Here is a 24,388-nt window from a genome sequence, read left to right as displayed (position 1 = left end):
CCGATGCCCGTTGCACGGGTGGACAGCATCCATGCCACAGGCCGCGACCGTCCAGCAGGACCTCGCCGTCTCGAACGCGCCCGCGGACCGATTCCGGGACCTCTCACAGGCCCGCCAGCGCGAGGTGTTTTTCGCCCTGCCGGAGACGGTCAGGCAGTCGCTGGTGGCCGACATGAGCGCCGACCAGCTCCATGCCTTCGTCCGGCGGCTCGACCCGGACGAGGCGACCGACGTCCTCGGCGTCACCGACGAGGCCACCCGGACCGAGGTGCTGTCCCGACTCGAGAAGAACCGCCGGGAGAAAGTCGCGTTCCTGCTCGAGTTCAGCCCGGAGAGCGCGGCGGGACTGATGCATCTCAACTACGTGACCGTCGACGTGAGCCGGGGATTCGGCGAAATCGGGGCTCGCGTTCGGCGTCACGAGGAGCGGACCGGCCGGTTCCCGACGATCTTCGTGACCGACGGTGACCGCCTTCTCGGGGAACTCCCGGGACAGACGCTTGCAATCGACGAGGGCGAGGTCGGCAGTCTCACCGACTACGTCAGGGAGACGCCGACGGTCAGGTACGACGCCCCGGACACCGAGGTCGTCGAGGTGTTCCGGTCGAACCCCGAGCGGACGGTCGCGGTCCTCGACGACGACGGGAGCATCTTCGGCGTGATCTACGCGGCCGACCTCCTCCGGGTCATCGAGGCCAAGGCGGGCGAGACCCTCTACGATTTCACCGGCGTCGCCGAGGAGGAGAGCGTCCTCGACGGCCCCCTCGCGAAGATCAGGAGCCGGTACAAGTGGCTCGTCATCAACCTCGGGACGGCCTTCCTCGCGGCCGCGGTCGTCGGCCTCTTCGAGGACACCATCGCCGCGTTCACCCTGCTCGCGGTCTACATGCCCGTCGTTGCCGGCATGGGCGGCAACGCCGGCACCCAGTCGATGGCGGTCACGGTCCGTGGCGTCGCGCTCGGCCAGGTGTCGCTCTCGACCGGGAGGCGCGTCATCGGCAACGAGGTGATCGCCGGGGCCGCAAACGGCACGATCACCGGTGTCCTCGTCGCCGTCATCGCCACCGTGTTCAATCGGAGCCCGCTTCTGGGCCTCGTCCTCGGGGTCTCGATGGTCCTCAACCTCGTCATCGCCGGCTTCTTCGGGACGCTGATCCCGCTCGTGTTGAGCCGGGTCGGCAAGGACCCCGCGACCTCGGCGACCATCTTCATCACCACCGCGACCGACGTACTCGGCTTTTTCATCTTCCTCGGGCTCGCCAAAGTCCTCCTCGGGATCTAGCGCGGACGGCCTCGGGGAGTCCAGCTCCAGGCGATTGCGACGGTCCCGGCCTCCTCGTGGTCGGCACGTCGCTGTCGCCGGTTCTCGTGGTGCTGTGTGGAAGCGCACGCACCGGGCGTGGGTTTATGCGGCTCACGGCCGACAACTCTACCATGGCAGACGTACTCGTCGTCGGCGGCGGTCCCGCGGGGCTCAGTGCCGCGCTGTTCACCGCGAAAAACGGCCTCGAAACGACCGTCTTCGACACGGACGACACGTGGATGCACAAGGCACACCTGTTCAACTACCCCGGCATCGGCTCGCTGGACGGGTCGAACTACGTGGAGACCCTGCGCGAGCAGGTCGACGACTTCGGCGTCGAGCGCGTCCAGGACACCGCCGTGACGAGCGTCGAAGCCACCGACGACGGCTTCACCGCCGAGACGGCCGCGGGGGACGAGACCGGCGACTACCTCGTCCTGGCGACGGGCGCGAACCGCGACCTCGCCGAGGACCTCGGCTGTGCGTTCACCGGCGAGGACGTCGTCGACGTGGACGTGACGATGGAGACGTCGGTCGAGGACGCCTACGCGACCGGGGCGATGGTGCGCGCCGAGGAGTGGCAGGCGGTCATCTCGGCGGGCGACGGCGCCGCCGCCGCGCTCAACGTCCTCAGCAAGGAGAAAGGCGAACACTTCCACGACTTCGACACGCCGGGCGATGCCGAGGATCTGTTCGGCTCGCTCGTCGACACGGACTGACCGCGTTCCGTAGCGTTCGAGTGGGTTCCCCACGAACCGGTAGTCCGGAGTAGCGCCGTCGCGGGGTCGAATCGCCCGCGTTGAGCCCGACTCCCCGGCCCCGTCGCGAACCACCCGGTGTCCTCGAATGAGTGACCGACCCCGTCTCGCCCTCGTCGTCTGGAGCGTCCTCGTCTCACAGGTGTTTCTCTACCCGGGGCTGGCGGAGACGGTCGCCGCGCTCGGCGGCGGGAGCGGCATCCTCGCGGGGACGTGGTTCCTCGTCGCCGAGTTCGGCGCGTTCGTCGTCTGTGCGTCCCTGTGGGGTGTTCTCAGCGACACGCTCGGCACCCGGACGCCGCTGGTCGTCGCCGGAGCCGCCGGCGGAGCCGCGAGCTATCTGACCGTCGCGCTGGCGCCGGGGATCGGCCTCGGGTTCGGCGCCGTGCTGGTCCTGCGGGCCGTCGGCGGCGCGTTCACCATCGGCGCGTTCTCCCTGTCGATCACGATGCTGATGGACCTCTCGGGCGGCCACGGGCGGAACATGGGCGCGGCCGGCACCGCCATCGGCGTGGGCGCGGCGTTCGGGTCGGTCGTCGGCGGCCGACTGGCGGCGGTCGACCCGCTCGCCCCCCTCTACGGCGGGGCGGTGCTCCTCGGCGGAAGTGCCCTCCTCGCGGCGACGGTCCCGGACCGGAGCCCCGGGGACGGTCTCCCCGTCGACACGCTGGTCGACCGCGTCCGAACGCGACCACACCTGCTCGTGCCCTTCGCCTTCGGCTACATCGACCGGCTGACCGCCGGCTTCTTCGCGCTGACCGGCGTTGCCTACTTCCGGGATACCTTCGGCATCGATGCGGCACAGGCGGGCGTCACGCTGGCGCTCTTTTTCGTCCCCTTCGCCGCCGTCCAGTATCCGGCCGGCTCGCTGTCGGACCGGATCGGCCGATACCTCCCGGTCGTCGCCGGGTCGGTGCTGTACGGCGTGGCGATTATCGCCGTCGTGCTGGCGCCGGGCTATCTCCTCGCCGCCGGGCTGATGGTCGTCGTCGGCGTCTGTGGTGCGTTCGTCTCGCCGGCGACGATGGCACTCGTCACCGACATCGTCCCGCCGACGGAGCGTGGCGCGGCGATGGGTGGGTTCAACGTCTTCGGCAGTCTCGGAATGCTGAGCGGCTTCCTCGTCGGCGGGATCGTCACCGACCAGTACGGCTACGTCACCGCGTTCCTGACCGCTGGCGGGCTCGAAATCGCCATCGCCCTCGTCGCCGCGGGAGCCGTCAGGCGACTCGCCGGCGGTCGGCCGGAGCGAGGACGAACGCACTCGAAAGAAGGGTGAGGGGGCGCCCGACTGGATTACTCGGCTCGGTCGGCGGCCCTGACCTCGGTGACCACGACGTCCCAGTCCAGACCGTCGGTGTCAGCCGAACACGTCCAGCCACCGCGCACGTCGACGTCGTTGTCGCGTGCCCGACGGAGGAGCGCAGCGAGTTCCGCGTTCAGTGCCGCGGCGGACGTCGGCGTCGTGTCGTCGGTCATTGGTCCAGGGAGGACTCGGCCCAGTCGGTCGTCTCCTCGCCGTCCGCCGGGACCATCGTGACGAGCCCGTAGCTGTGGACGGTGAGGGAGTACGCCGCGTGGGAGATCGACACCGTCACGTCGCCGACACTCTGGTCCTGAACGCAAACGAGCGCGTCGAGTGCGTCGGTGTCGACCATCTCGTAGATCGGGTCTAGGTCCATCGCCGCGACGTCCAGTGCGCTGGACAGCGCCGCGACGACGGCCATGCTCGGTGGAGTCCGTTCCGGGTCGAACGTGAACCGGTAGCTGTCCGAGTCGCTGTCGTACGCCATCGATTCCAGTTCGACGCCGGCCTGCGTGGCTACCATACCCCATACGAATCGCCGCGGCCGGGTCAGTTGGGCTTCTTACTATACAGAGGGTACAAGTGGGGTCGCCTATCAGGATTTCGTCGCCCCGTGAACGAGCGTCGCGGCGATGAGCCGACGGTGGCCGCGCCTGAGCCGTGACGACAACGACTGCTGGGTGATGCCCAGTTCGTCGGCGACGGTCTCCATCGAACACCGCCGCGGCGAGTCGAAATACCCGAGTTCGAAGGCGGTGACGAGCGCTTCCTGCTGTGTATCGGTCAGCTCGTAGCCTTCCCCCTGGATGGGGAGCAGGGCGTGGACTGCCGTGATGTCGATATCGACGTCGTGTTCCTGGCAGTAACTCCGGAACGCGCTCACGTCGTCTCTGGTCTCGCCGCGGACCTCGAAGTGCCAGCCGTCGCTCGTCCCGATCCCCGAGAGGACGATCAGGTGGGTCTCGGCGAGCGCGCTGGGGATGCCGACGTACTCCTGGTCCCACTCGGCGCGCATGAGGTACTCCTCCTCGACGCTGTCGACGAGCACGACATCGGAGACCCCGTCCTGGGCGCCGAAGGCGTCCTCGATGTCGGCGACGTCGCCACCGCGGACCCAGAAGTACGGAATGTCGAAGTCGTCGTGGGGGACGATTCGCTCCAGTTCGACCGTCACCCCGGGCAGTTCCTCGAAGACGCTGCCGAGCGGGAACTCCGCGGCCGGACTCGTGAACTCCATGACGGTCGCCATATCCAGTAGTTCGGCGCGCGGGCGGATAACCACCCGGGATGACCAACCATGCCAGCCCGGCGGCCGCCGTATCCGGACCGCCGTTGACCCCCTCCCACCCCCAAACAGCAGTTGCCGAAGTAACCAAGCGTCGATTATTCTCGCTGCTCTCGTCTCGATATGGTCGAGACAGCAGCCACCAAACAGGTGAGCGGCGACCGCTCCCCGGGGGGTCTCAGTCGTCCCCGGCGCGGAACGCCCGGACCGTATCCCGGTCGTGAGCGCGCGTCGCGACCGTCTCGAACCCCCGGGCCGTGAACACGCGCTCCCAGTCGCGGTAGTAGAGGGGGAACTCGTCGTGGACGTAGTTCACGTCCGCGGTCGACGGGTCCGTGGGGTCGCCGTCGCCCTCGTTCTCGACGGTGACGAGGAGGTCGGCGGTGATCCGTGCGAGGTCGCCGAACACCCACTCCGCGTCGGGGTGGATGTGCTGGAGCGTCTCGACGGAAAAGACCGCGTCGAAGCGGTCGTCGTCGAATCCCGGCAGAACCGCCTCGATGGCGTCGTGATGGAAGGTCCCCTCCGCGGCGAGGTCCGGGTACGCCTCGGCCATCACGTCGAAGGCCTCGCCGTTGACCTCGACCCCGGTCAGGTCCGAGAAGCCGTGGTCCCGCAGGTGTGCGAGGTGTCGCCCGGAGCTACAGCCCAGTTCCAGCACGGCCGCGTCGCGGTCGACGTACCGACTCAACAGCTCCCGTACCGCCTCACTCCGCTTGTCCGGGCCGTAATAGGCGTAGTACTCGGGGGAGTACTCCCCGGATCGTTCGGCCCACTGTCGGCGAACCTCGTCAGAATCCACGTGGAGTACACTGCCCCCCGACGTAAAGCCCCTCGGATGTGCCGACCCGGTATCACGGCGTCAGACGGTCGCGTTTTCGGCCGGGAACTGCCGATTCCATCGAAGAATCCGCGAGATGTGACCGTCCGAACGAACGCGGCGCTCTCGCCCCGCTGTACCGAAACAAACGAAAGATAGAATGGGTAAATCGAATACGAACGTCCGTAAAAAACCCGACAAGGATTACAAGTCGGAACCCTTATCCCCGCGTCGGCGGTTCGTCTAGTCGCAATGGCAAACGGTAAGGTTGATTTCTTCAACGACACTGGCGGTTACGGTTTCATCGAGACTGAGGATTCGGACGAGGACGTTTTCTTCCACATGGAGGACGTTGGCGGTGAGGATCTGACCGAAGGGACCGAGATCGAATTCGACATCGAACAGGCCCCGAAGGGCCCGCGCGCGACGAACGTCGTTCGCGAGAACTAAACTCCCGTACTGTCGCCACACGGCGGCACGCGTGACTGCGTTTTCTTCGAGACTATCTGCGAGCAGTGCCGTCACTACCGCTCGACAGTTCGATTGGCGGCGTCGCTGGTCCAGCGGATTGCCGCGTCGCTGCTCGATCGGGAATACCCGCGTCGCGGCTCACTCGGAAATCCGAGCGTGACCGCCGACGTCGGAAGAAATTAGGCGGAGAGTTCGCCGTCGAGGTGGCCTTCGCGGCGGAGCTGGTCGGCGTCCTGGCCGTCGTAGCGCCACTCGATATTGGCCTTGTCGTCGTCCCAGTCCCACGGCTCGGCGATGACGACGTCGTGCTCGTTGATCCAGGTCCGGAACTTCATGCGACCGGGAATCCGGCCCATCCGGTTTTTGCCGTCGGCACACTGGAGTCGTACGTGATTACCGCCGTTGTGTTCCGTCACGACCGCGAACAACTGATCGCTGTTGGGCATCCGGAGGTTCCGGCGCCCGCTGTCTTCGCTCATACCATATAAAGCAGCCCCGGACTGATAAGTCCCCCGCGAGTCGTGGTATCGCGACTCACCCGACCGGTGGCCGGCCCGTGGTATCGCACACCCCAATCGGTACACTGAAGCGTCGGCCGGCCCCGATTCCGGGCGATGCACGAGGCAGACTTCGACGTGGCGGGCCAGACGGCCATCGTCACCGGCGCCAGTCAGGGAATCGGTCGTGCCATCGCCGAGACGCTCGCGGCGGGCGGCGCGGACGTGGCTGTCTGTTCGCGCGATATCGACCGCGTCGGCCCCGTCGCGGACGGAATCAACGAAGAAGCGGAGGGCGACGCCCTCGCCGTGGAGTGTAACGTCCGCGAGCGCGACCAGGTCGAGGCGTTCGTCGAGGAGACCGTCGAGGAGTTCGGCGACGTGGACGCCCTCGTCAACAACGCCGGCGGGGAGTTCGTCGCCGCCTTCGAGGACATCTCGCCCAACGGCTGGAACTCCATCGTCGACCTGAACCTCAACAGCACCTTCCACTGCACGCAGGTCGCCGGCGAGGTCATGCGCGAGGGCGACGGCGGCTGTATCGTCAATCTCTCCTCGGTCAACGGCCAGCACGCCGCGCCCAACGAGAGCCACTACAGCGCCTCGAAAGCGGCAATCATCCGCCTGACCGAGACGCTGGCCGTCGAGTGGGCCGACGACGGCATCCGCGTCAACTGCGTCGCGCCGGGCCTCGTCCAGACCCCCGGCGTCGCCGAGACGCTGGGCATCCAGAGCGACCAGATGCCGCCCCGCGAACAGGTCGACCGCCGCATCGGCCACGGCGAGGACATCGCCGACGTGGTGCAGTTCCTCGTCTCGCCCGCCGCCGCCTTCATGACCGGCGAGACCGTGACCGTCAAGGGCGTCCCCCGGCCCGGCAACTCGATGCAACACGACCTCGGACTGGAGTGAGCAGGCGGTCGCTGGCGTCGGGTCTCGGGGCCGCTCGACCCCATCGCCCAAGCCTTAACCGCCCCGCCCGCCAGTGGGTTGTATGGCAATCGAAGACGGCGACTCGGTGACCTTCGAGTACACCGGGCGCCTCGAAGACGGGACCGTGTTCGACACGTCCCACGAGTCGGTCGCGGACGAACAGGACCTCGCGGACGCCGGGGAGCGGGATTTCTCGCCGCTGACCGTCGAAGTCGGTGCCGGGCGGATCGTCGAAGGGCTCGAAGAGGGGCTTCGCGGCCTCGAAGAAGGTGAGGAAGCGACCGTCGAGGTGGCGCCCGAGGCCGGGTACGGCGAGCGCTCCGAGGACCGGATCGTCGAGTACGACGTGGCGGAGTTCAGCGACATGATCGAGGGCGAGGAGCCCGAAATCGGCCTGACCGTCCAGACGGAGCAGGGGCTCCCCGGCGAGGTCGTCGCCGTCGAGGACGGCATCGTCAGCGTCGATTTCAACCACGAACTCGCGGGCGAGGACCTCGTTTTCGAGGTGGAAATCGTCGAGGTCCGCGACGCGGTCGACGGGAACGTCCCCTGAGACCGAAACGAATCCATCAAGGGAGCGGACCGAGAACGCCCCGGTAGATGTACGACCACATCCTGCTGCCGATAGACGGGACCGAGTCGCTCTCGGAAGTGTTCCCGCACACGCTCGACGCCGCGGACCGCCGGGACGCGACGGTCCACCTGCTGTACGTCGTCGACGACCGCGCGTTCCTGACGCTGGCCGACGGAATGCGCGAGGAAGTCATCGAGGAGTTCCGCAGCGAGGGCGAGGCCGCCATCGACGAGGCCGAGTCCCGCTTCGCCGACGAGGGCGTCGAAACCACGACCGAACTCCGGCGTGGTAACCCCGTCGAGGAGATCCTCGACTACATCGACACAGCCCCGATCGACCTGGTGACGATGGGCACCCACGACGACGACTCCCAGGAGTCGGTCGTCGGCAGCGTCAGTCAGAAAGTGGTCAAGCGCGCGCCGGTGCCGGTCCTCACCGTCAAGATCGAATAAGCGCCACTCCCCCGCGCCGAGACGGCCGGCGTCCGCCGCCGGTTACTCCTCTGCGTCGAGGTCGAGCGCGAGCGAGTTGATGCAGTAGCGTTTTCCCGTCGGGTCCGGCCCGTCCTCGAAGACGTGGCCGAGGTGGCCGTCACAGGTCCCACAGCGGACCTCGGTGCGGCGCATCCCGTGGCTCGTGTCCAGCTCCGTCTCGATGCCGTCCCCGATGGCGTCGTAGAAACTCGGCCACCCGGACCCGGACTTGAACTTCGTCCCGGAGTCGAACAGCTCGGCGCCACAGCCGGCACAGCGATAGACGCCGTCGGCGTCGGTGTCGACGTACTCGCCGCTGAATTTCGGCTCGGTCCCGGCCTCCCGGAGGATGCGGTACTCCTCTTCGGACAGGTGTTCGCGCCACTCGGCATCGGAGTCGGGCAGGTCGTCAGCCGTCGCGTGGTCCGCCGCGTCGCCGTCCGCTGAGTCGCTCGACATACCCACTGATAGGGCCGCGGCGTCCTTACGACTTCCGCCGACTCCCTCCGCCTCTCAGTCGTCGTTCGGCGCGAGCGTGAGGCCGACCGGCGGCTCGGCGTAGGTCCGGGAGAGCGACTCGTACTCGGCCGCCGCGTCGTCGCCGTCGGCGGCCAGCCGGTCGAGCCTGTCGAGGACGGTCACGGTCTCCTCGGGGCCGGAGACGGGTCCGACGAACCGGAGGTCCGCACCCGCGTACTCCGCGAGGGTCATGACCGGCACCGAAAGCGTCCGGTAGGTCTCCCCGAGCAGGTGGGATTCGATCCGCTGGTGTTCGAACTCGTCGACCGTGAAGCCGTTGCGGTCGGCCCACTCGGCGAAGACGGCGGCGCGGTTCAGCGCGAACAGCCCCGCGTCAGTCCGGGCGTCCGCCGGGCTCCCCGGCATCCGGTCGCCCCATACGAGCACCTGAAACTCGTCGATGGCCCCCTCGCGCTCCAGCGTCTGCAGTCGCTCGACGACCGTCTCCTGGCGGTCCCCCGCAGTTCCGGGGTGGAGCGACCGCACGTACAGTTCGAGCCGAATCGGGCTGTCAGCCGCCGACACCGGGGCACCTCCAGCCACTGGCTGCCCGTCCCGTTCTCGTTGACATTCTGCCCACCAAGTGGTAAACAGGTGACTGCGAACGCACCTATCTCTGTCGCCAACTGTCACTGAGACGGAGCGAGCGGGAAATCCCGCCGTCGCGGACGCTCCACCGCCGGCATCGAGGGTGTCCGTCCGCCGGGCAGTGGTGGTAATTCAAGTGGTCGCGGACTGAACCGCGTGACCGATGTACGACAGGATACTCGTCCCGACCGACGGGAGCAGCGGGACCGCGAAGACGCTCGACCACGCCTGTTCGATCGCGAACGACAACGACGCGACTCTCTACGCGCTGTACGTCGTCGACAAGCGGCTCTTTCTCGCCGCAGCGGACGACACCAAAGACGAGGTCCGGGGCAACCTCGAAGCGGAGGGCGAGCGCGCCCTCGAAGCGGCCGCCGACAGGGCGCGGGAGGACGGCATCGCGATCGAGACCGAGCACCGCGAGGGCATCCCCCACAACACCATCGTCGACTACGCGGCGGAGATCGGCGCCGACCTCGTGGCGATGGGGACCCACGGCCGCACCGGCCGGGACCGCCTCGCCGCACTCGGGTCGGTCACCGAACGCGTCGTCGAGACCGCCGACCGCCCCGTCCTCGTCGTCAACATCGACGACGGCGAGTGACGCGGGTCGATGGCGAGTGACACGCGACGACAGCGGGACAGTCGCCGACCCCGTCGTCGGCACCCGCCGGCTGCCGGTTCGGTCACCGCGGCTGTCACGGGCGCGGTCTGACGACCGCCGAACACGAGCGTCGGACCCTTTTGTCGCTGGCGGCCCGACTGCCCGTCGATGAGCGCGGACCCGGTGGGGCTCTCACGCGACCTCCTGCGTGCGGTCAAGCTCGGTGAGCCGACGACGGACCTGGAGCGTGCCCTCCGGGACCTCGACGCGGGCGTTCTCGACGCGGCCACGACCGACGACGCCGCTGCGTTGGCGTTCTGGCTCAACGTCTACAACGCCGTCACCCAGCTCGAACTCGCACGGAACCCCGACCGGTACGACAAACACCGCTTCTTCCGCCGCGAGGTCGTCCCCGTCGCGGGCCGGCGGTTGCGCCTCGACGACGTGGAACACGGTATCCTCCGGCGTAGCTACCACCGCTGGGGGCTGGGGTACGTCCCGTGGCCGACCCGGAGCGCGTTCGTCCGCCGGATGCAACCGAGCGAGCGCGACCCCCGCATCCACTTCGCGCTGAACTGCGGCGCAGCCAGTTGCCCACCCATCGCCGCCTACACCGCCGGGAGCATCGACGAGGAACTCGACCTCGCGACCGCCTCGTACCTGGGGAGCGAAGTCGCGTACGACCCGGCGACCGAGACGGTCACCGTGCCGCGCACGCTGCTCTGGTTTCGTGGCGACTTCGGCGGGAAACGGGGGATTCTCGAACTCCTCCGCGAGTTCGACTGCATCCCGCCGGACGCGACGCCATCGCTGGCCTACGACGAGTACGACTGGACCCTCGACCGCGGGAACTTCGGCGAGGGAAGCGAGGCCTGAATCGGCCGCTCACTCGACCGTGTTCCGGAGCGTACCGATGCCCTCGTAGCGGATTTCGATCTCGTCGCCGGGTTCGACGAGGCCGGGGTTCGCGGGCGAACCGAAGGAGATCACGTCGCCGGGGCGGAACGTGTACCGCTCCGAGAGGAAGGCGACCGTCTCGCGGGGCTTGTTGAACATGTTTTCCGTATTGTCGTGCTGGCGGCGCTCCCCGTTGATGTGGGTCTCCATCTCCTTGCCGACCGGTTCGTAGTCTGTCTCGATCCACGGGCCGAGCGGGCCGGAGCCGTCGAAGGCCTTCCGCGCGGTGCGGCGCTCCTGGTCCAGCGCGTCCATGTCGTTGAGGACCGTGTACCCGCGGAGGACGTCGTCGACCTCGTCCTCGGTGATGTCGTGACAGCGCTCGTCGACGACCGCGGCGAGTTCGCCGGCGTAGGTCAGTTCGTCGGTCCACTCGGGGTAGGGAATGGGCGTCTCCGGCGGGTGCAGGCTGTGTGGCGGCTTGATGAACCAGTCCGGGACGTCCGGGACCTCGTAGTCCATCTGGTCGACCTTCTCGCCGAAGTTGCGTCCCACGCAGAAGAGGGCGTCCGGGTCACAGGGCGCGAGCAGGGTCGCGTCGTCGCCGATCTCGTAGCTCCCGTCGTCGGTTTCGAGGGTCCCGTCGACGTACTCGCCCTCGACGATGCCGTCCGGCGTCTCCGCGCGTGCGAGTCTCATCGCGCGGTGGTTCCCGGCCCTCCGGCTTACCTTTCCCGATGTCTCTCGGACCCGGTGCGACGGTGATCGGACCGCTCCTGCCGCGAGCGTCCCCCCACCGTTTTGACCGCTCGCGTTCAGTGTTCACACATGCCAGACAGCAGAGAGTACGCGTTCGAGGGAACGAAACCGGACGTCGACGGGTACGCCCACGTCAGCCGCGAGGCGACGGTGGTGGGAGACGTGACCATCGAGGCGAACGCGAGCGTCTGGCCGGGCGTCGTCCTCCGGGGTGACGTCGGGCCGGTCGTCGTCGGCCACCAGTCCCACGTCGGCGACAACGCCGTGCTCCACGCCTCCGAACTCGGCGCGGACGTGATGGTCGGGCACGGCGCGGTCCTCAACGACACTGTCGTCGGCGACAAGACCATCGTCGGCTTCAATTCGACCGTCACCGACGCCAGTATCGGTGCGGGGAGCATCGTCGCCACCGGGACGGTCGTCCCGGCGGGCTACGAGGTCCCACCACGGTCGTTCGTCCGCGGGATGCCCGCCTCGGTCACGCCGCTCGAGGAGACCAGTATCGACCCCGACGCCGTGTTCGAGGCCTACCACTCCGGCGACTACACGAACCTCGCACAGCGCCACGACGACCTCTTCGAGTGAGTGGGCTGCTGCTTCGCTCGTCGGTGAGCGGTGTGGAAAAGTGGGCCGGCGCGAATGTCGAACACTGGAAGACGGTCGCTCACTTCGTTCGCGCTGCGACTTCCCTGCTCGAATTCGCTTGGCCCCATTTTCACACGACACGGACCGCTCGCTGTCGCTCGCGGTTGTGGTGTCGTGGAAAAGTGGGCCGGCGCGAATTCGAATCGCGGTTACGGCCACCCGAAGGCCGAAGGATACCAAGCTACCCCACCGGCCCGCTTGGTGCACTCGGGTTTTGGCGAGGCCCGGTTTTAACGGTTGCGAAACCCCGGCCGCGTCGGGCGGGACTCACCCGTAGGTGTAGCCCTCGAACCGCCGGACGACGGCCCGCGCGGACCAGCCGGCGAGCAGGACGGCAGCGAGGAGCCCCAGCGCGTAACCGCCCCAGTGGACGGGCGTGAGCGGGAGCGCACCGATCTCCGCGCCGACGCCCGAGAGCCACGACGCGACGCCGCCGGCCGGCCCCAGTCCCGCGTCCGCGAGCAGGCCGAAGGGGACGGGGAGGAGGAAGCCGACGACGAGCGAGAGGGTGTTGCGGAGCGTCGCGGGGGAAACGGCCGCGGTGATCGCGACGCCGCCGGTAAGGCCGAGCGCGAGCGTGTAGAGCGCGACCGCGCTCAGGCTCGGGGGGACCACCTCGCGGTCGCTCCGGACCTGGATCGGGTCGTACCGCGGGAACGTCATCCCGACCGCAGGCGCGAGGACCACGGCCGCGACCGCGAGGACCGCGCCGGCGGCGACCAGCAGGCCGACCTCGACCGGCGGGACCGGGGCGACGACGCCGGCCACGGCCGTGAGGGCGACGGTGAGGGGGAGTCCGAGGAGGAGGCCCGGGAGCGCGAGTCCGGCGGCGTACTGGCGGCCGCTGGGCAGGGAGACGAGCGTCGCGGGCAGGACCGCGCCCTCGTCGCCGAAGGGGTTGAGGCCGAAGGTGCCGCCGGCGAGCCAGGGGACCAACAGCGGGACGGCGACGGCGAGCGACTCGGGGAGGCCGCCGGCCTCCGCCGCGCCGTAGAGGTACGAGCCGGCGAAGATCAGCGGGAAGAGGAGAAAGGAGAGCCGCGAGGGGTTCCGGCGCGCGACGACGACGGCCCGTTGTGCGACCCGGCGCGTGGGCCGGGCGACCGCGGGGAACCGGAGCGGGCGGACGGCGGCGGCCAGCGGGTCGCGCGCACCGTCGGCGTCGACGCGGGCCTGCGCTTCGGCGACCTCGTTTCGCACGGAGTCGCCGAACCAGTAGGCGGTCGCGAGGCGTTCGACGACGAGACCACAGCCGGCGAGCCAGGCGACGCCGCCGACGGCCGCGACGGCGGCCCGCGGGACCGAGACGACCACCGGCGAGCCCAAAAGCGCGAGGTCGACGAACCACGCGAACGGCGCGAGTCCGAGGAGTGCCATCGCGCCGTCGGCGACGAGGTTCTGGGCGCCGAAGTACGCCCCGAAGAAGACGATCACGACCACGACGGCCAGGGCGGACTTGTGCCGCGCCACGAACCGGACGCGGGCGACGAGGAGGTTCGCGGCCAGCCCGAGTGCGTAGCCCAGTACCGCCGCCGTCGCGATCGAGAGGACCACCGCGAGGGCGAGGAAGGGGACCATCAGCGGCGAGGCGGTCGCGTACACGAACGCGCCGCCGAGGAGGGCGATGGGGATGCCGATGTACGCGAGCGCACGAGCGACCTCCGCGGTGACGATGCCGATCGTGACCGACCGGACCGAGACCGTCGTCAGCACGAGCGGTTCGCTGTCGATGCGGTCGTGGCGCGAGCCGGCCCGCTGTGCGAAGATGAAGACCGCGAAGAGCCACTGGAGCGCGATGGAGCCCCGGATACCATCGGTGAGCGACACCGGACCGAGCCCGTCAGCGAAGCGAAGCACCAGCCACGTCCCGAGGAGCGTCACCGACCCGAAAAAGAGGGCGACGAAGCCCATGAGGACGAGCCGGGTCGAGTCGCCGCGCAGGGACCGCACGGTGCGGCGGAACTCTTGTCGCCCAATTGCCAACCCGTGGCGCGACCAGTTCGGCTCAGGCATCGGGCGACCCCTCCGTGGCGGGGCCGGCACCCCCGCCGACCGCGCCGCCGGCGGCGTCCTCGGCGGGGTCCTCGCTGGTCACTTCGAGGAAGACGTCCTCCAGGGTGCGGTCCGACTCCGCCTCGGCCTGCCGGGTGAGGTCGTCGGGCGCCCCCTCCGCGACCAGCCGACCGTCGGAGAGGACGCCCACGGTGTCTGCGTGTTCCTCGACGACTGGGAGGATGTGCGTCGAGAGGAAGACCGTCGTCCCGCGGGCGGCGCGTTCGTCGATCAGCTCCCGGATGGTCCGGGCGGCCCGCGGGTCGAGGCCGCTGGTCGGCTCGTCCAGGAAGAGCACGTCGGGGTCGTGGAGGAGCGCCTGGACGAACGCCGTCTTCTGTCGCATCCCCTTCGAGTAGGCGTCGATTCGCGTGTCCGCGTCGTCGAGCAGGTCAAGCCGGTCCAGTTGCGTCTCGATTCGCTCCTCGGTCCGGTCCGCGGGGAGGTCACGGAGGCCGGCCACGTAGGTCAACTGCTCGCGGGCGGTGAGTTCGTCGTACAGCGGCGGCTCCTCGGGGAGGTAGCCGATGCGTTCGATGAGTCGTTGGCGGTCGGTGACCGGGGCGCCGGCGACGCTGGCGGTCCCGCTGGTCGGCCGCGTCAGCGCGGTGAGCATCCGCATCGTCGTCGTCTTGCCCGCGCCGTTGGGCCCCAGGAAGCCGTAGACGACGCCTTCGGGGACCGCGAGGTCCAGTTCGTCGACCGCCGTCGTCGACCCGTAGCGTTTCGTCAGGGCGGCGGCGTCGATAGCTGCCATCGTGCCCGGGCTTCTTCGTGCCACTACTTAAGCCCGGACGGGGAGTTTCCGACTCGGAAAGACGACTCACGGCCGGCGGGAGCGGGCCGCGCCACTGACGCTTTTGGGTCCCCGCGCCGTGTCCTCGGATATGCACATCGGCATCGTCTCCGACACCCACGACAACTACGCCGCCGCGGAAGCCATCGCCGCCGAGTTCGCCGACCGCGACATCGAGACCGTCTGCCACTGTGGCGACTTCATCGCCCCGCCGCTCCTCTCGGCGTTCGAGGGCCACGACTTCGCCGTCCACGGCGTACTGGGCAACAACGACGGCGAGCGCGACGGGCTGGAGCAGACCATCGACGGCATGAACGACCGGAGCCACCTCCACGGCCGTTTCGCCACCCTGGAGTTCGACGGCTCGACCGTCCACATGCTCCACGGCGACCAGGGTATCGACGAGGTCAACGCCCGCGCACGGTCCGGCGAGTACGACTACGTCTGCTACGGCCACTTCCACGTCGCCGAGGAGCGCGAGGAGGACGGCACGACGGTCGTCAACCCCGGCGCGCACTTCCCGACCGTGCCCGCGGAGAACCGCAGCGTCGCCGTCATCGACACCGACGCCGACGAGGTGGAGTTCGTCGGGATCGGGGAGTGATCTGCACTCCTCAGACCGTTAGCTCCGGAAAGTACCGCCCGTGGAAGTCGAACGGGACGGCGTGGGGCAGCGGCGCGCGGGCGCGTTCCGTCATCGTCTCGCCGTCGAGGACGACGAGGACGGAGCGGTCGGCCCCGGTGTCGAGTGCGACGGTCAGGACGACGCCGTCGTCCTCGCGGTCGCCGTCCGGCCGCGGGACGAAGATGGGTTCGCTGAAGTGGTCGCCGGTGTCGTCGTACTCGACCACGTCGCCGGTCTCGGTGTCGATCTTCCGGACGGCCGTCGGCCACTCGGTGACCGGCTGGTCGGTGCCCTGCGAGTAGACGTACCGGTGACGGTCGAGCCACACGTCGGGCGAGACCGTCGGGAGGGCCGTGCCGCCACCGTAGAGCAGGCGGCGTTCGACGCGAGCCGTCCCCTCCGGGTCGACGATCCGGTAGCGGTGCAGGCGGCCGCCGAAGGCGTCGAGGTCGCCGGCCCGGAGCGCAGCGAGCGAGAGCGTCTCGATGGCCGCCGCGTCCGGGACGGTTTCGAGGTCGAACACGATGTCACCGTCGTCCTCGAAGGCGTTGACGTGGTGGAAGCCGAAGGTGGCCGGTGACCGCGCCGTCGCGACCACGCCGCCGCCGGTCCGGTCGACGATGTGAACCCGCGTCCCCGCCGCCGGCCGCCAGTCGAAATTCTCGACGAACGGTCCCTGTCGGCCGGGTTTGAAGAAGGCGAGCGGGTTCACGTCGAAGGGAAACTCCGTGAGCACGACGTAGTTCGGCGTCAGCGCGAAACTGTGCATATACGCCGGCCGGTCGACCGGGATCGAGGCGAGTACCTGCCGCCGGCGCGGCGACCGCATCTCGTAGACGTGGTAGTGACTCTGTCGCCCGAACTCCACGTCGAAGGTGACGTGTGTGTCCCGGGCGGGGTCGTACTGGAAGTGGGCACAGGTGAGGTCGCCCGCCGGTGCAGGACCGTCGTACTGGACGTGGCCGGTCGTCGCCAGGGTTTCGGGATCCAGCCCGACCCAGCGGGGGCTCTCGGTGAGCGCGAGGTACTCCTCGCCCACCCGCTCGACGATGATGTTGGTGTTGTCGTAGGGCTCGGCGAACAGCGTGTCGTAGAGGCGGTCCCGGAGGGTGGAGGTGCCGGTCGCGAACCCGCCGTCGAACTCGCCGTCCTGTGCGGCCGCGTAGGCGTCGGTGCGGAGGAAGCGATTGCGGTAGTGAACCGCACCATCGGCGAAGGAATACCGCTGGACCATTGCCAGGCCGTCGAACCAGTGGTCGACGCTGTCCTCGCCGACGCGGAAGGTGCCGGGGCCGTTCCTGAAGAGCGTCCCGGAGAGCCACGACGGCACCGCGCCGGTGACGGCGAGTCGCTCGTCACGTTCGTCGTCGATGGAGTGGAACCCGAGGGGCTCGTCGGTCGCGGCCGGACTGTCGGACATCGCGACCTGCTACGGAACGCAGGCTCAAGTGTGCTGTCCGTGTGGTCGCCGCCGTAACCGCGGTCCCACCGCGCCGATCAGTAGGTCCGGAAGCCGTCGGTGTCGAGCCAGTTGTGCGCGACCGTGATGGCGTGGTCTGCGTGCAGGCGCTCGGGCGACAGCGAGACGCGCTCGTCGGCGGCGTCGGCGAGCAGTTCGGCCTCGGCGTCGGTGAAATCGTGGTGGTCCGAGAGGACGAAGACGGGATTCTCCGGCGCGTCGAGGGCGGTGACGGGATCGCCGTCGGCGTGGAGCTGGACGACCGTCCCCTCGGCCGCTGCCCCCTCTACGACCGTCTCGAAGCTTTTCCGGGAGATCGAGACGCCGGGCGAACTCTCCGCGGCGACGTGGCCGACGGCTTCCTCGCGGTGCTCCAGCGCCGTCCGGACGAGCGCGGCCGTGCTCCGCTCGTCGGGGTTGAAATTGCGGAGGTCACCACCGTCGAAGTGGACCGTGAACTCGTCCTGCAGGACCAGGTGGGCGCGCACGTCCTCGCGGAGGCCGTGTGAGAGGACGAACGCCGAATTGAGACACCGGCAGAGGACGTCAAGGCGACCGGCCTCGCTCGGGAGCGCGTCGAGGGCGAAGTCGGGCGTCGTCGGCGCGTCGTGGCCGATGACGATGAACTGGCGCATGGCCCCACTCCAGGGGCCAGGTACTGAAGCACTTCGGAGTCCGTGTGACCCCTTCTGGAATTTCCGGAAACCACCCGGGTAGCCTTACGCCCGACCATCGCGCACGACGAGGTATGAGTGACCTCACGCCGGTCGCGTTCGACATCGAAACCTCGGGCCTCGGCGACGACGCCGTCCTCACCGTCGCCGGGTTCGCCCTCGGGTTGGGCTGCTGGCTCGGTCTCAACACCGCCGGCCGCGCGGCCGACGCCGAGCGACTGCGCGACGACCTCGAAGAACAGGTCGACGAGACGGTGCAGGTGAGCGTCCACGGAGACGAAAGAGAACTGCTCGACGCGGTCGCGGAGTTCGCCACCGAGCGCCTCGACGACGACCGCCACTACCTGACCGCGTACAACGGCGAGACCTGGCGCGGCGGCTTCGACCTCCCCTTCCTCCGACGGGCCTGTGTCCGCCACGATGCGGACTGGCCCTTCCGGGAGATCGCCTACGCGGATACGATGACGATGTTCGACCGTTTCGACACGGACGACACGAACGACCTCCCCGGCGTCTACGACGACCTCGTCGGCGGCGACCACTGCGACCCGTTCGCGGACAGCGGCGCCGCGGTCACCGCGTTCGAGGCCGGCGACTGGATCGATCTGCTCGCGCACAACCTCGCGGACATCCGGCGCACGCGGGCGCTCGCCCGCCTCGCGGAGCGGTACGTCCCCCAGTCCGACTTCGGGATGAAGAACCTCGCGCCGCCGTCGGGGTGAGGCCGCCACACTCAGGACGAGTCGAACGCGACGACCGACCAGTTGCCCCCTGGCCCGGCGCCACCCCGGACGGCCGTGTGTGATCGGTTCAACCCCGCCAAAGTCCGGTTCGTGACGACCGCCAGCCGTACCTCTCGGTCGCTGTCCAGTTGCGAAGCGTTCGCTGTCGAGAACGTCCGTCCGGCGTAAAACGACAGCGGATAGAGTCCCCCTCCGACACCGGGGCCGATGTGGACTGTCGCGTCGCCAGCGGTCCGCTGGTCGATGGACTCCCCGAGCGAGCGCTGTGTGTAGGCGCCCCCGAACTCGTACATCGGAACGGTGAGACCGGCGGCGAAAAGCACCAGCCAGCAGGCCGCGACCGCGCGAACGGCGTCCGGGTACGCGTCGAGACCGAACCGGGACGCCGCCGAGGAAAGCGTGGGGGCGAGCGCGACCAGAGCACCGCCGACGAGAACGACCAGCGGATAGTGGACCGACGCGGTCCGATACGAGAGAAACAGCGTCGCGAGCGTTCCGGCGACGACCCCGACCCGCGCGGGCAGGTCGCCCTCGACGGTGAGGGCGAGCCCCCAGCCGACGAGCAGGGCGAGCGGGACGTACGCCGGGAGGACGTACCAGAGGTGGTTCCCGACGAGTGCGAAGACCCCGAACACGAGCGCCGCCCAGGCCCCGAGCCAGGCGGCGAAGACTCGCTCCGAGCGGTCCCCGGTCCGCCGAACCGCGAGCGCGACGGCGACCGCGAGGGGGCCGAGCAGGTAGAGCCACGGCCCGAACGACCAGGGCAGGGTCGTCAAGTATCCGGTGCCGAAGGCGACGCTGCTCTCGGCGGCGCGGCCGACGACCTGATCGAGGAGGAAGGGCCGGACGAACCGCTCGCCGAACCGCGCCCACATGAGCGCGGGCCACCAGCCACCGACGAGGAGCGCGGCGCCGGCGGCGGCGACGACGGGCCGTATCTGGACCCGGTCGCGGTACGCGACGAGAAGGCCGACGGCCGCGGCGACGAACGTGAAGACGGCGACGCCTTTCACCAGCGCAGCGAGGCCGCCAGCGACACCGGCGGCGACGACGTATCGCCCGCGCCGGTCGGTGAGGCCGACCCACAGCAGGGCCAGCGACAGCGTTCCGAAGAAGACGAGCGCCGGGTCCGTCGCCCCGTCCCGCCCGCCGTTCATCCCCTCGAATACGTGGGGAGTGGCGAGGAAGACGACCGCGGCGAAGCCGCCCGCGCGACGGGAGACGACCCGCGCGCCCCACCAGAAGACGAGCAGGGCCGTTCCGAGGACGAAGAGGACCGAGGGCAGGCGAACGGCGAGTTCCGTCGGCCCGAGAAGCGCGATACTACCGGCCTGCAGCCAGATCACGAGCGGCGGCTTCTCGAGGAACAGGTGCGGTTCGATTCCGCCGAGGCCGCCCTGAATCCGGGGGACGAGAACGGACCCCGTTCGGAGCAGCAGGCGCGCGCTGGCGGCGTAGATACCTTCGTCGTACACCGCCAGCGGCGTGTCGAGCCGTCGCAGGTAGACGACCGCCCACAGCGACAGGAGCGCCCCGAGCCAGACTACAGTGGAGCGACTCGGACGCGGACGGTCGGCGACGTGGCGCGACAGCCAGTCGGGTGCTGGCACGTGTACACCCTCGTTCGAGCGCTGGTTTGTATGCTTTCGTGTCCGTCGCGCTGTCGCCCGCTCACCCCTCGAAGAAGTCGCGAACGCGCTCCTGGGTCTCGCCTTCCTGGTAGGCCGCGATGGCGTGGTGGATGGCCTGTTCCATCGCCTCGTCGAGATTGAGTGGCCGGGCCGAGTGGACCTGGCGCTTGGTCAGGCCGTGAATGTACGTTGGTTTCGCCGCCAGCGTCGCCTCCAGGTCGGCGAGTGCAGCCTCGAACTCGTCGGCGTCGTGGCGCTCTTCGACGAGGCCGGCCTCGAACGCTCGCCGTGCGTCGATGGTCTCGCCCGTCATGATCAGGTACTTCGTCAGTCCCTCCCCGACGAAGGAGGGGAGCTTCTGGGCACCGCCCAGGTCCATCGCCAGCCCCATCTCGGACTCGGGCAGGCCGAACTCGGCGGTCTCGCTGGCGACCCGGAGATCACAGCAGAGGGCCAGTTCCAGTCCGCCACCGAGGACGTGGCCTTCGAGCGCCGCGACCACTGGCGCATCGAGGGCCTCGATGGCGCGCAGCGAATCGTGGATGCCCTCCAGTTCGTCGCGCACTGCCAGCGGGTTCGTCTCCCCCCACTCGGGAACGCCCGACATGTCGACGCCCGCCGAGAAGTGGCCGCCCGCGCCCCGGACCGTGACACCGTCGATGTCGTCGCCGGCGAACGACTCGAACGCGTCGCCGATCGCTGCGAACATCTCGCCGGTCAGCGCGTTGGCTTTCGACGGCCGGTCCAGCGTCAGCGTCGCCCAGTCGTCGGCCCGTTCGATGGTGATGTGAGACGTCATAGCTAGACGTCCGGTGGGAGGGCCTTAACTCTCGTCCGCCGCGGATCGGCGTTCGACTGACTGCCCAGCGCAATCGCCCGCTCGGACAGTCGCTCGCCGGCCACGACCGCCGACTCGATGCCGACCGGGTAGTCCGTCCAGTCGGGTATTCGAGACGCGGCCGGCGTGGCTAACGGGAACACCTATTCGGCGCTCGGTCGTGCTGTCGCACATGAAAGACGTCGTCCGGCGGAACTTCGATGCCAGCGTCGACGCGTACGCGACCTACGAACGGCGGACCAACCGTTTCACGGCGCTCGCGCGACTGCTCGCGGCCGAGATGCGTGTCCGCACCGACGACGGACTCGGAACCGTCCTCGACGCGGGCGCAGGGACGGGAGTGAGTACGCGCGTGTTCGCCGAGACGGCGACGAACACCATCGCTCTCGACGTGAGCCGGGAGATGCTAAAGGAAGTCGACGCCGCGCCCCGCGTCCAGGCCGACTTCGACCGGCTACCGTTCGTCGACCGGTCGGTCGACGGGGTCGCCTTCACCGCCTCGCTCTTTCTCGTCCCGGACCCGGCAGTCGCCGCGCGGGAGGCCGCCAGAGTCCTCCGACCGGGCGGCGTGGTCGGTGCCGTCGCACCGCTGGGCTGGACCGACGCCGACGGGGACGACGCGTTCGAAGGGCTCGAACGCGACTCACGCTCCCCGGCGGGTGCGACCGCAGTCCGGGACGCCCTCGCGGACGAGTTCGCGATCGCGACGGGGACGTGGCAGTTCTCGACGACCGCCGCGAACCTGCGGCTGTTCCACGCTATTCCCGCGATGGCCGCACGCCTCTACCCGAAACTGGACACCGACGAGCGCGTCGCGAAGGCCCGGGAGCTGCTCGATTCCCTCGACGGAACCTTCGAACAGCGGTGGCGCTGGATCGTCGGCGTGACCGAGTAAGCGACGTGGAGACGACCGCGGTGCAGGGCAATCGTCACTCGGCGTGGTCGCGTTTCAGCGAGAGCGCAGTCCGGTCGAACTCGCAGACGAGGGGTTCGTCGTCCTGGTTGACTTTGAACACCTCGACGTGCATCGTGACGATGCCGCGCTCGCCGTCGCTGGTCTCGCGTTTGTCCGTCACCGTCGACTGGACGCGAATGGTGTCCCCGTGGAAGACCGGGTTCGGATGTTCGACGTTGTCGTACGAGAGGTTCGCGACGATGGTGCCGTCGGTCGTGTCCGGGATGGTCAGCCCGACGGCGAGGCTCATCGTGTAGAGCCCGTTGACCAGCCGCTCGCCGAACTGGGTGTCGTCGGCGAACGCCGCGTCGAGATGCAACGGCTGCTGGTTCATCGTCATGTCGCAGAACCGCTGGTTGTCGCTTTCGGTGACGGTGCGACGCTTCTCGTGTTCGATGGTCTCGCCGACCTCGAACTCCTCGTAGTACAGTCCGGTCATATGATCGTCCCGTGTTTCTTGTCCGGCAGGTCCTTCTCGACGGTCTCGTAGAAGGCGAAGCGGGCGTCGAGTTCCTCCCGCAACGTCGAGGGCGGGATTATTTCGTCGATGACGACCTCGCTCGCCATCCGGTGGACGTCGATGTCCTCGCGGTACTCCTCGCGGAGTTCCTGCTCTTTCTGCTTGCGCTCCTCCTCGTCGTCGATTTCGGCGAGCTTCCGCGCGTAGACCGCGTTGATGGCCGCTTCCGGCCCCATGATCGCGATCTCGCCCGAGGGGAGTGCGATGGTCGACTCGGGGTCGTAGGCCGGGCCGGACATCGCGTAGATGCCCGCGCCGTAGGCCTTCCGGACGACGACCGACTGCTTGGGGACCGTCGCCGAGGAGGTGGCGTAGATCATCTTCTTCCCCTGTTCGAGGATGCCGTCCTTCTCGACGCCGGAGCCGGCCATGAACCCAGGCGTATCACAGAGATACAGCAGCGGGACGTTGAACGCGTCGCAGGTCCAGACGAACTGGGCCGCCTTCTCCGCGGCGTCGGGGAAGATCGCCCCCGCACGCTGTGCCGGCTGGTTCGCGACGATCCCGACCGGCCGGCCGTCGATGCGGGCGAAGGCCGTGATGATCTCCTTGCCGTACTCCGAGCGGAGTTCGAGGACGGACCCGGCGTCGACGACCCGCTCGATCACGTCGAACATGTCGTAGCCCTTGTTCGGTTGCTGGGGAACGACCGAGTCGATGCCGTCCGGGGAGAACTTCGGCGGCGTTCCGTCGGTCCGTGGCGGGTCCTCGTCGCTGTTGTCCGGGAGGTAGCCGATGAGTTTCGCGACGAGTTCGCGCGCGTGCTCCTCGTCCTCGGCGATGAGGTCCGCGCTCCCGGAGTGTTTCGCGTGGACGTCCGGACCGCCGAGGTCCTCGAGGCTGATCTCCTCGCCGGTGACCATCTCGACCATCCGGGGGCTGGCGATAGCCATCGCGCTCATGTTCCGGACCATGACCGTGAAATCGGCGAAGACCGGGGTGTAGGCCGCGCCGGCGATCGAGGGGCCATAGAGGACGCAGATCTGGGGCACGCGGCCCGAGAGCATCGAGTGATTGTAGTAGTACTTCCCGATACCCTCGCGGTTGGCGAAGAAGCCCGTCTGCTGGTCGATGCGCCCGCCCGAGGAGTCCATCAGGTAGAGGACCGGGCGCCCGGTCTTCAGCGCGCGCTGTTGCATCCGCAGGAACTTCTCGACGCCCTTCGCGGCCATGCTCCCCCGCTTGACCGTGTAGTCGTTCGCCATGAAGTGGAGGTCACGGCCCTCGAAGGTCGCGGCGCCGGTGATGAGGCCGTCCGCGGGCAGGTCGTCGTCGGCGTCGAACGCCGCGAACTTGCCGTCCTCGAACAGGAGGGTGTCCTCGCCGTCCCCGTCTTCACCTCCGTCGCCGCCGAACCACAGGTCGATGCGGTCGCGGACGAACAGTTTGCCCTGCTCGGGGAGTTGGTCCTTGTACTTCTCCGGTCCGCCCGCCTCGATCTCGGCGATCTCTTCGAGCAGAGCCTCCTCGCGCTCGGTCGGGCCGAGGTCGTCGGCCTGCGGTTCGGCCGCGTCGCGGTCCTCGCCGTCGTAGGTGGCGCTGCCGACCTCCTCGCCGCTGTCGACGACGAGGATCACGTCGTCCCCGAAGTGGGTCGCCAGCGCCTCGGCGATGGCCTGTGCCTCCGATTCGGTCGTGTCGTCCGAGATTCTGATTCGCATGC

At 68.8% G+C, this 24,388-nt stretch carries 30 protein-coding genes and 1 tRNA gene; 13 read left to right on the top strand and 18 right to left on the bottom strand.

The window, feature by feature from the left end:
- The first annotated feature begins 31 nt into the window (after window positions 1-31).
- The 3 genes from MUG96_RS15435 (at window position 32) to MUG96_RS15425 (ending at window position 3,340) form a co-directional block, all read left to right on the top strand.
- Window positions 32-1,282, top strand: a complete 1,251-nt coding sequence (locus MUG96_RS15435; RefSeq protein ID WP_246984142.1) for a magnesium transporter — start codon at window positions 32-34, stop codon at window positions 1,280-1,282.
- Between the two features lie 152 nt (window positions 1,283-1,434).
- Window positions 1,435-2,022, top strand: a complete 588-nt coding sequence (locus tag MUG96_RS15430; RefSeq protein ID WP_246984141.1) for an NAD(P)/FAD-dependent oxidoreductase — start codon at window positions 1,435-1,437, stop codon at window positions 2,020-2,022.
- Between the two features lie 127 nt (window positions 2,023-2,149).
- Window positions 2,150-3,340 carry an MFS transporter gene (locus MUG96_RS15425; protein ID WP_246984140.1) on the top strand — a complete coding sequence of 397 codons (1,191 nt, stop codon included), beginning with the start codon at window positions 2,150-2,152 and terminating at the stop codon, window positions 3,338-3,340.
- Window positions 3,341-3,357: 17 nt separating this feature from the next.
- On the opposite strand, the gene MUG96_RS15420 is transcribed toward MUG96_RS15425, so the two are convergent.
- The 4 genes from MUG96_RS15420 to MUG96_RS15405 form a co-directional block, all read right to left on the bottom strand.
- Window positions 3,358-3,540: a hypothetical protein gene (locus tag MUG96_RS15420; RefSeq protein WP_246984139.1), complete on the bottom strand. Its 183-nt coding sequence runs from the start codon at window positions 3,538-3,540 to the stop codon at window positions 3,358-3,360.
- Window positions 3,537-3,890 (bottom strand): HalOD1 output domain-containing protein, encoded by a 354-nt coding sequence (locus MUG96_RS15415; protein ID WP_246984138.1) that lies wholly within the window; start codon window positions 3,888-3,890, stop codon window positions 3,537-3,539. Before MUG96_RS15415 ends, MUG96_RS15420 begins: the two co-directional genes overlap by 4 nt.
- Before the next feature lie 72 nt (window positions 3,891-3,962).
- Entirely contained in the window at window positions 3,963-4,616 is a 654-nt protein-coding gene (locus MUG96_RS15410) for a helix-turn-helix domain-containing protein (RefSeq protein WP_246984137.1), read from the bottom strand.
- Window positions 4,617-4,830: 214 nt separating this feature from the next.
- Window positions 4,831-5,454 (bottom strand): class I SAM-dependent methyltransferase, encoded by a 624-nt coding sequence (locus MUG96_RS15405; protein ID WP_246984136.1) that lies wholly within the window; start codon window positions 5,452-5,454, stop codon window positions 4,831-4,833.
- 270 nt (window positions 5,455-5,724) lie between these two features.
- Between MUG96_RS15405 and MUG96_RS15400 the strand changes: the two genes are divergently transcribed.
- Window positions 5,725-5,922, top strand: a complete 198-nt coding sequence (locus MUG96_RS15400) for a cold-shock protein (protein ID WP_246984135.1) — start codon at window positions 5,725-5,727, stop codon at window positions 5,920-5,922.
- 200 nt (window positions 5,923-6,122) lie between these two features.
- Here the strand turns inward: MUG96_RS15400 and MUG96_RS15395 are convergent, their stop codons facing one another.
- Window positions 6,123-6,422, bottom strand: a complete 300-nt coding sequence (locus MUG96_RS15395) for a translation initiation factor eIF-1A (protein ID WP_256465389.1) — start codon at window positions 6,420-6,422, stop codon at window positions 6,123-6,125.
- A gap of 135 nt (window positions 6,423-6,557) precedes the next feature.
- Here MUG96_RS15395 and MUG96_RS15390 point away from each other — a divergent pair, with 135 nt between their 5' ends.
- The 3 genes from MUG96_RS15390 (at window position 6,558) to MUG96_RS15380 (ending at window position 8,399) form a co-directional block, all read left to right on the top strand.
- Window positions 6,558-7,352, top strand: coding sequence for an SDR family NAD(P)-dependent oxidoreductase (locus MUG96_RS15390; protein ID WP_246984134.1), 795 nt, complete (start codon window positions 6,558-6,560; stop codon window positions 7,350-7,352).
- 82 nt (window positions 7,353-7,434) lie between these two features.
- Window positions 7,435-7,926: an FKBP-type peptidyl-prolyl cis-trans isomerase gene (locus MUG96_RS15385; RefSeq protein ID WP_246984133.1), complete on the top strand. Its 492-nt coding sequence runs from the start codon at window positions 7,435-7,437 to the stop codon at window positions 7,924-7,926.
- Between the two features lie 47 nt (window positions 7,927-7,973).
- The gene (locus MUG96_RS15380) at window positions 7,974-8,399 is read left to right on the top strand and encodes a universal stress protein (protein WP_246984132.1); all 426 of its coding nucleotides are present in this window, start codon (window positions 7,974-7,976) and stop codon (window positions 8,397-8,399) included.
- A 42-nt stretch (window positions 8,400-8,441) separates the two neighbouring features.
- Here the strand turns inward: MUG96_RS15380 and msrB are convergent, their stop codons facing one another.
- Both msrB and MUG96_RS15370 read right to left on the bottom strand, forming a co-directional pair.
- Window positions 8,442-8,879 (bottom strand): peptide-methionine (R)-S-oxide reductase MsrB, encoded by a 438-nt coding sequence (gene msrB / locus MUG96_RS15375; protein ID WP_246984131.1) that lies wholly within the window; start codon window positions 8,877-8,879, stop codon window positions 8,442-8,444.
- Window positions 8,880-8,933: 54 nt separating this feature from the next.
- The gene (locus tag MUG96_RS15370) at window positions 8,934-9,464 is read right to left on the bottom strand and encodes an HTH domain-containing protein (protein ID WP_246984130.1); all 531 of its coding nucleotides are present in this window, start codon (window positions 9,462-9,464) and stop codon (window positions 8,934-8,936) included.
- A gap of 226 nt (window positions 9,465-9,690) precedes the next feature.
- Here MUG96_RS15370 and MUG96_RS15365 point away from each other — a divergent pair, with 226 nt between their 5' ends.
- Window positions 9,691-10,131 (top strand): universal stress protein, encoded by a 441-nt coding sequence (locus MUG96_RS15365; protein ID WP_246984128.1) that lies wholly within the window; start codon window positions 9,691-9,693, stop codon window positions 10,129-10,131.
- 168 nt (window positions 10,132-10,299) lie between these two features.
- Window positions 10,300-11,007: a DUF547 domain-containing protein gene (locus MUG96_RS15360; protein ID WP_246984126.1), complete on the top strand. Its 708-nt coding sequence runs from the start codon at window positions 10,300-10,302 to the stop codon at window positions 11,005-11,007.
- Window positions 11,008-11,016: 9 nt separating this feature from the next.
- Here MUG96_RS15360 and MUG96_RS15355 read toward each other — a convergent pair whose 3' ends face one another.
- Window positions 11,017-11,727, bottom strand: coding sequence for a fumarylacetoacetate hydrolase family protein (locus MUG96_RS15355; RefSeq protein WP_246984124.1), 711 nt, complete (start codon window positions 11,725-11,727; stop codon window positions 11,017-11,019).
- Window positions 11,728-11,856: 129 nt separating this feature from the next.
- Between MUG96_RS15355 and MUG96_RS15350 the strand changes: the two genes are divergently transcribed.
- The gene (locus MUG96_RS15350) at window positions 11,857-12,372 is read left to right on the top strand and encodes a gamma carbonic anhydrase family protein (RefSeq protein ID WP_246984122.1); all 516 of its coding nucleotides are present in this window, start codon (window positions 11,857-11,859) and stop codon (window positions 12,370-12,372) included.
- A gap of 183 nt (window positions 12,373-12,555) precedes the next feature.
- Here the strand turns inward: MUG96_RS15350 and MUG96_RS15345 are convergent.
- The 3 genes from MUG96_RS15345 to MUG96_RS15335 form a co-directional block, all read right to left on the bottom strand.
- Window positions 12,556-12,628: transfer RNA gene (locus MUG96_RS15345), tRNA-Pro, on the bottom strand.
- A gap of 71 nt (window positions 12,629-12,699) precedes the next feature.
- Window positions 12,700-14,445: a hypothetical protein gene (locus MUG96_RS15340; RefSeq protein ID WP_246984120.1), complete on the bottom strand. Its 1,746-nt coding sequence runs from the start codon at window positions 14,443-14,445 to the stop codon at window positions 12,700-12,702.
- Window positions 14,438-15,241, bottom strand: coding sequence for an ABC transporter ATP-binding protein (locus tag MUG96_RS15335; RefSeq protein ID WP_246984118.1), 804 nt, complete (start codon window positions 15,239-15,241; stop codon window positions 14,438-14,440). The genes MUG96_RS15340 and MUG96_RS15335 overlap by 8 nt, the downstream gene beginning before the upstream one ends.
- A gap of 130 nt (window positions 15,242-15,371) precedes the next feature.
- On the opposite strand from MUG96_RS15335, the gene MUG96_RS15330 reads away from it, so the two are divergent.
- Window positions 15,372-15,884 (top strand): YfcE family phosphodiesterase, encoded by a 513-nt coding sequence (locus tag MUG96_RS15330; protein WP_246984116.1) that lies wholly within the window; start codon window positions 15,372-15,374, stop codon window positions 15,882-15,884.
- A gap of 10 nt (window positions 15,885-15,894) precedes the next feature.
- Here MUG96_RS15330 and MUG96_RS15325 read toward each other — a convergent pair whose 3' ends face one another.
- Together MUG96_RS15325 and trmY are read right to left on the bottom strand one after the other, a co-directional pair.
- Entirely contained in the window at window positions 15,895-17,325 is a 1,431-nt protein-coding gene (locus MUG96_RS15325; RefSeq protein WP_246984114.1) for a carotenoid oxygenase family protein, read from the bottom strand.
- A 77-nt stretch (window positions 17,326-17,402) separates the two neighbouring features.
- Entirely contained in the window at window positions 17,403-17,999 is a 597-nt protein-coding gene (trmY, locus tag MUG96_RS15320; protein ID WP_246984112.1) for a tRNA (pseudouridine(54)-N(1))-methyltransferase TrmY, read from the bottom strand.
- 113 nt (window positions 18,000-18,112) lie between these two features.
- On the opposite strand from trmY, the gene MUG96_RS15315 reads away from it, so the two are divergent.
- Complete coding sequence (locus MUG96_RS15315; protein WP_246984110.1) at window positions 18,113-18,760, top strand: 3'-5' exonuclease family protein; 648 nt, start codon at window positions 18,113-18,115, stop codon at window positions 18,758-18,760.
- 11 nt (window positions 18,761-18,771) lie between these two features.
- Here the strand turns inward: MUG96_RS15315 and MUG96_RS15310 are convergent, their stop codons facing one another.
- The 3 genes from MUG96_RS15310 to MUG96_RS15300 all read right to left on the bottom strand — a co-directional run bounded on the left by MUG96_RS15310 (window position 18,772) and on the right by MUG96_RS15300 (window position 21,393).
- Entirely contained in the window at window positions 18,772-20,391 is a 1,620-nt protein-coding gene (locus MUG96_RS15310; protein WP_246984108.1) for an ArnT family glycosyltransferase, read from the bottom strand.
- 61 nt (window positions 20,392-20,452) lie between these two features.
- Entirely contained in the window at window positions 20,453-21,211 is a 759-nt protein-coding gene (locus MUG96_RS15305) for an enoyl-CoA hydratase/isomerase family protein (RefSeq protein ID WP_246984105.1), read from the bottom strand.
- Window positions 21,212-21,213: 2 nt separating this feature from the next.
- The gene (locus MUG96_RS15300; RefSeq protein WP_246984103.1) at window positions 21,214-21,393 is read right to left on the bottom strand and encodes a hypothetical protein; all 180 of its coding nucleotides are present in this window, start codon (window positions 21,391-21,393) and stop codon (window positions 21,214-21,216) included.
- Between the two features lie 29 nt (window positions 21,394-21,422).
- On the opposite strand from MUG96_RS15300, the gene MUG96_RS15295 reads away from it, so the two are divergent.
- Entirely contained in the window at window positions 21,423-22,145 is a 723-nt protein-coding gene (locus tag MUG96_RS15295; RefSeq protein WP_246984101.1) for a class I SAM-dependent methyltransferase, read from the top strand.
- A 34-nt stretch (window positions 22,146-22,179) separates the two neighbouring features.
- Here the strand turns inward: MUG96_RS15295 and MUG96_RS15290 are convergent, their stop codons facing one another.
- Together MUG96_RS15290 and MUG96_RS15285 are read right to left on the bottom strand one after the other, a co-directional pair.
- A complete protein-coding gene (locus MUG96_RS15290) occupies window positions 22,180-22,644 on the bottom strand; it encodes a MaoC family dehydratase (protein ID WP_246984099.1) in 465 nt (154 codons plus the stop codon).
- Entirely contained in the window at window positions 22,641-24,386 is a 1,746-nt protein-coding gene (locus MUG96_RS15285; protein WP_246984097.1) for an acyl-CoA carboxylase subunit beta, read from the bottom strand. Before MUG96_RS15285 ends, MUG96_RS15290 begins: the two co-directional genes overlap by 4 nt.
- Between the last annotated feature and the right edge of the window lie 2 nt (window positions 24,387-24,388).

Origin of the sequence: Halorientalis marina, assembly GCF_023028345.1 — an archaeon.
Lineage (GTDB): Archaea > Halobacteriota > Halobacteria > Halobacteriales > Haloarculaceae > Halorientalis > Halorientalis marina.
Note: the sequence above shows the minus strand (reverse complement) of the source record. Positions and strands in the feature narration are given on the sequence as shown.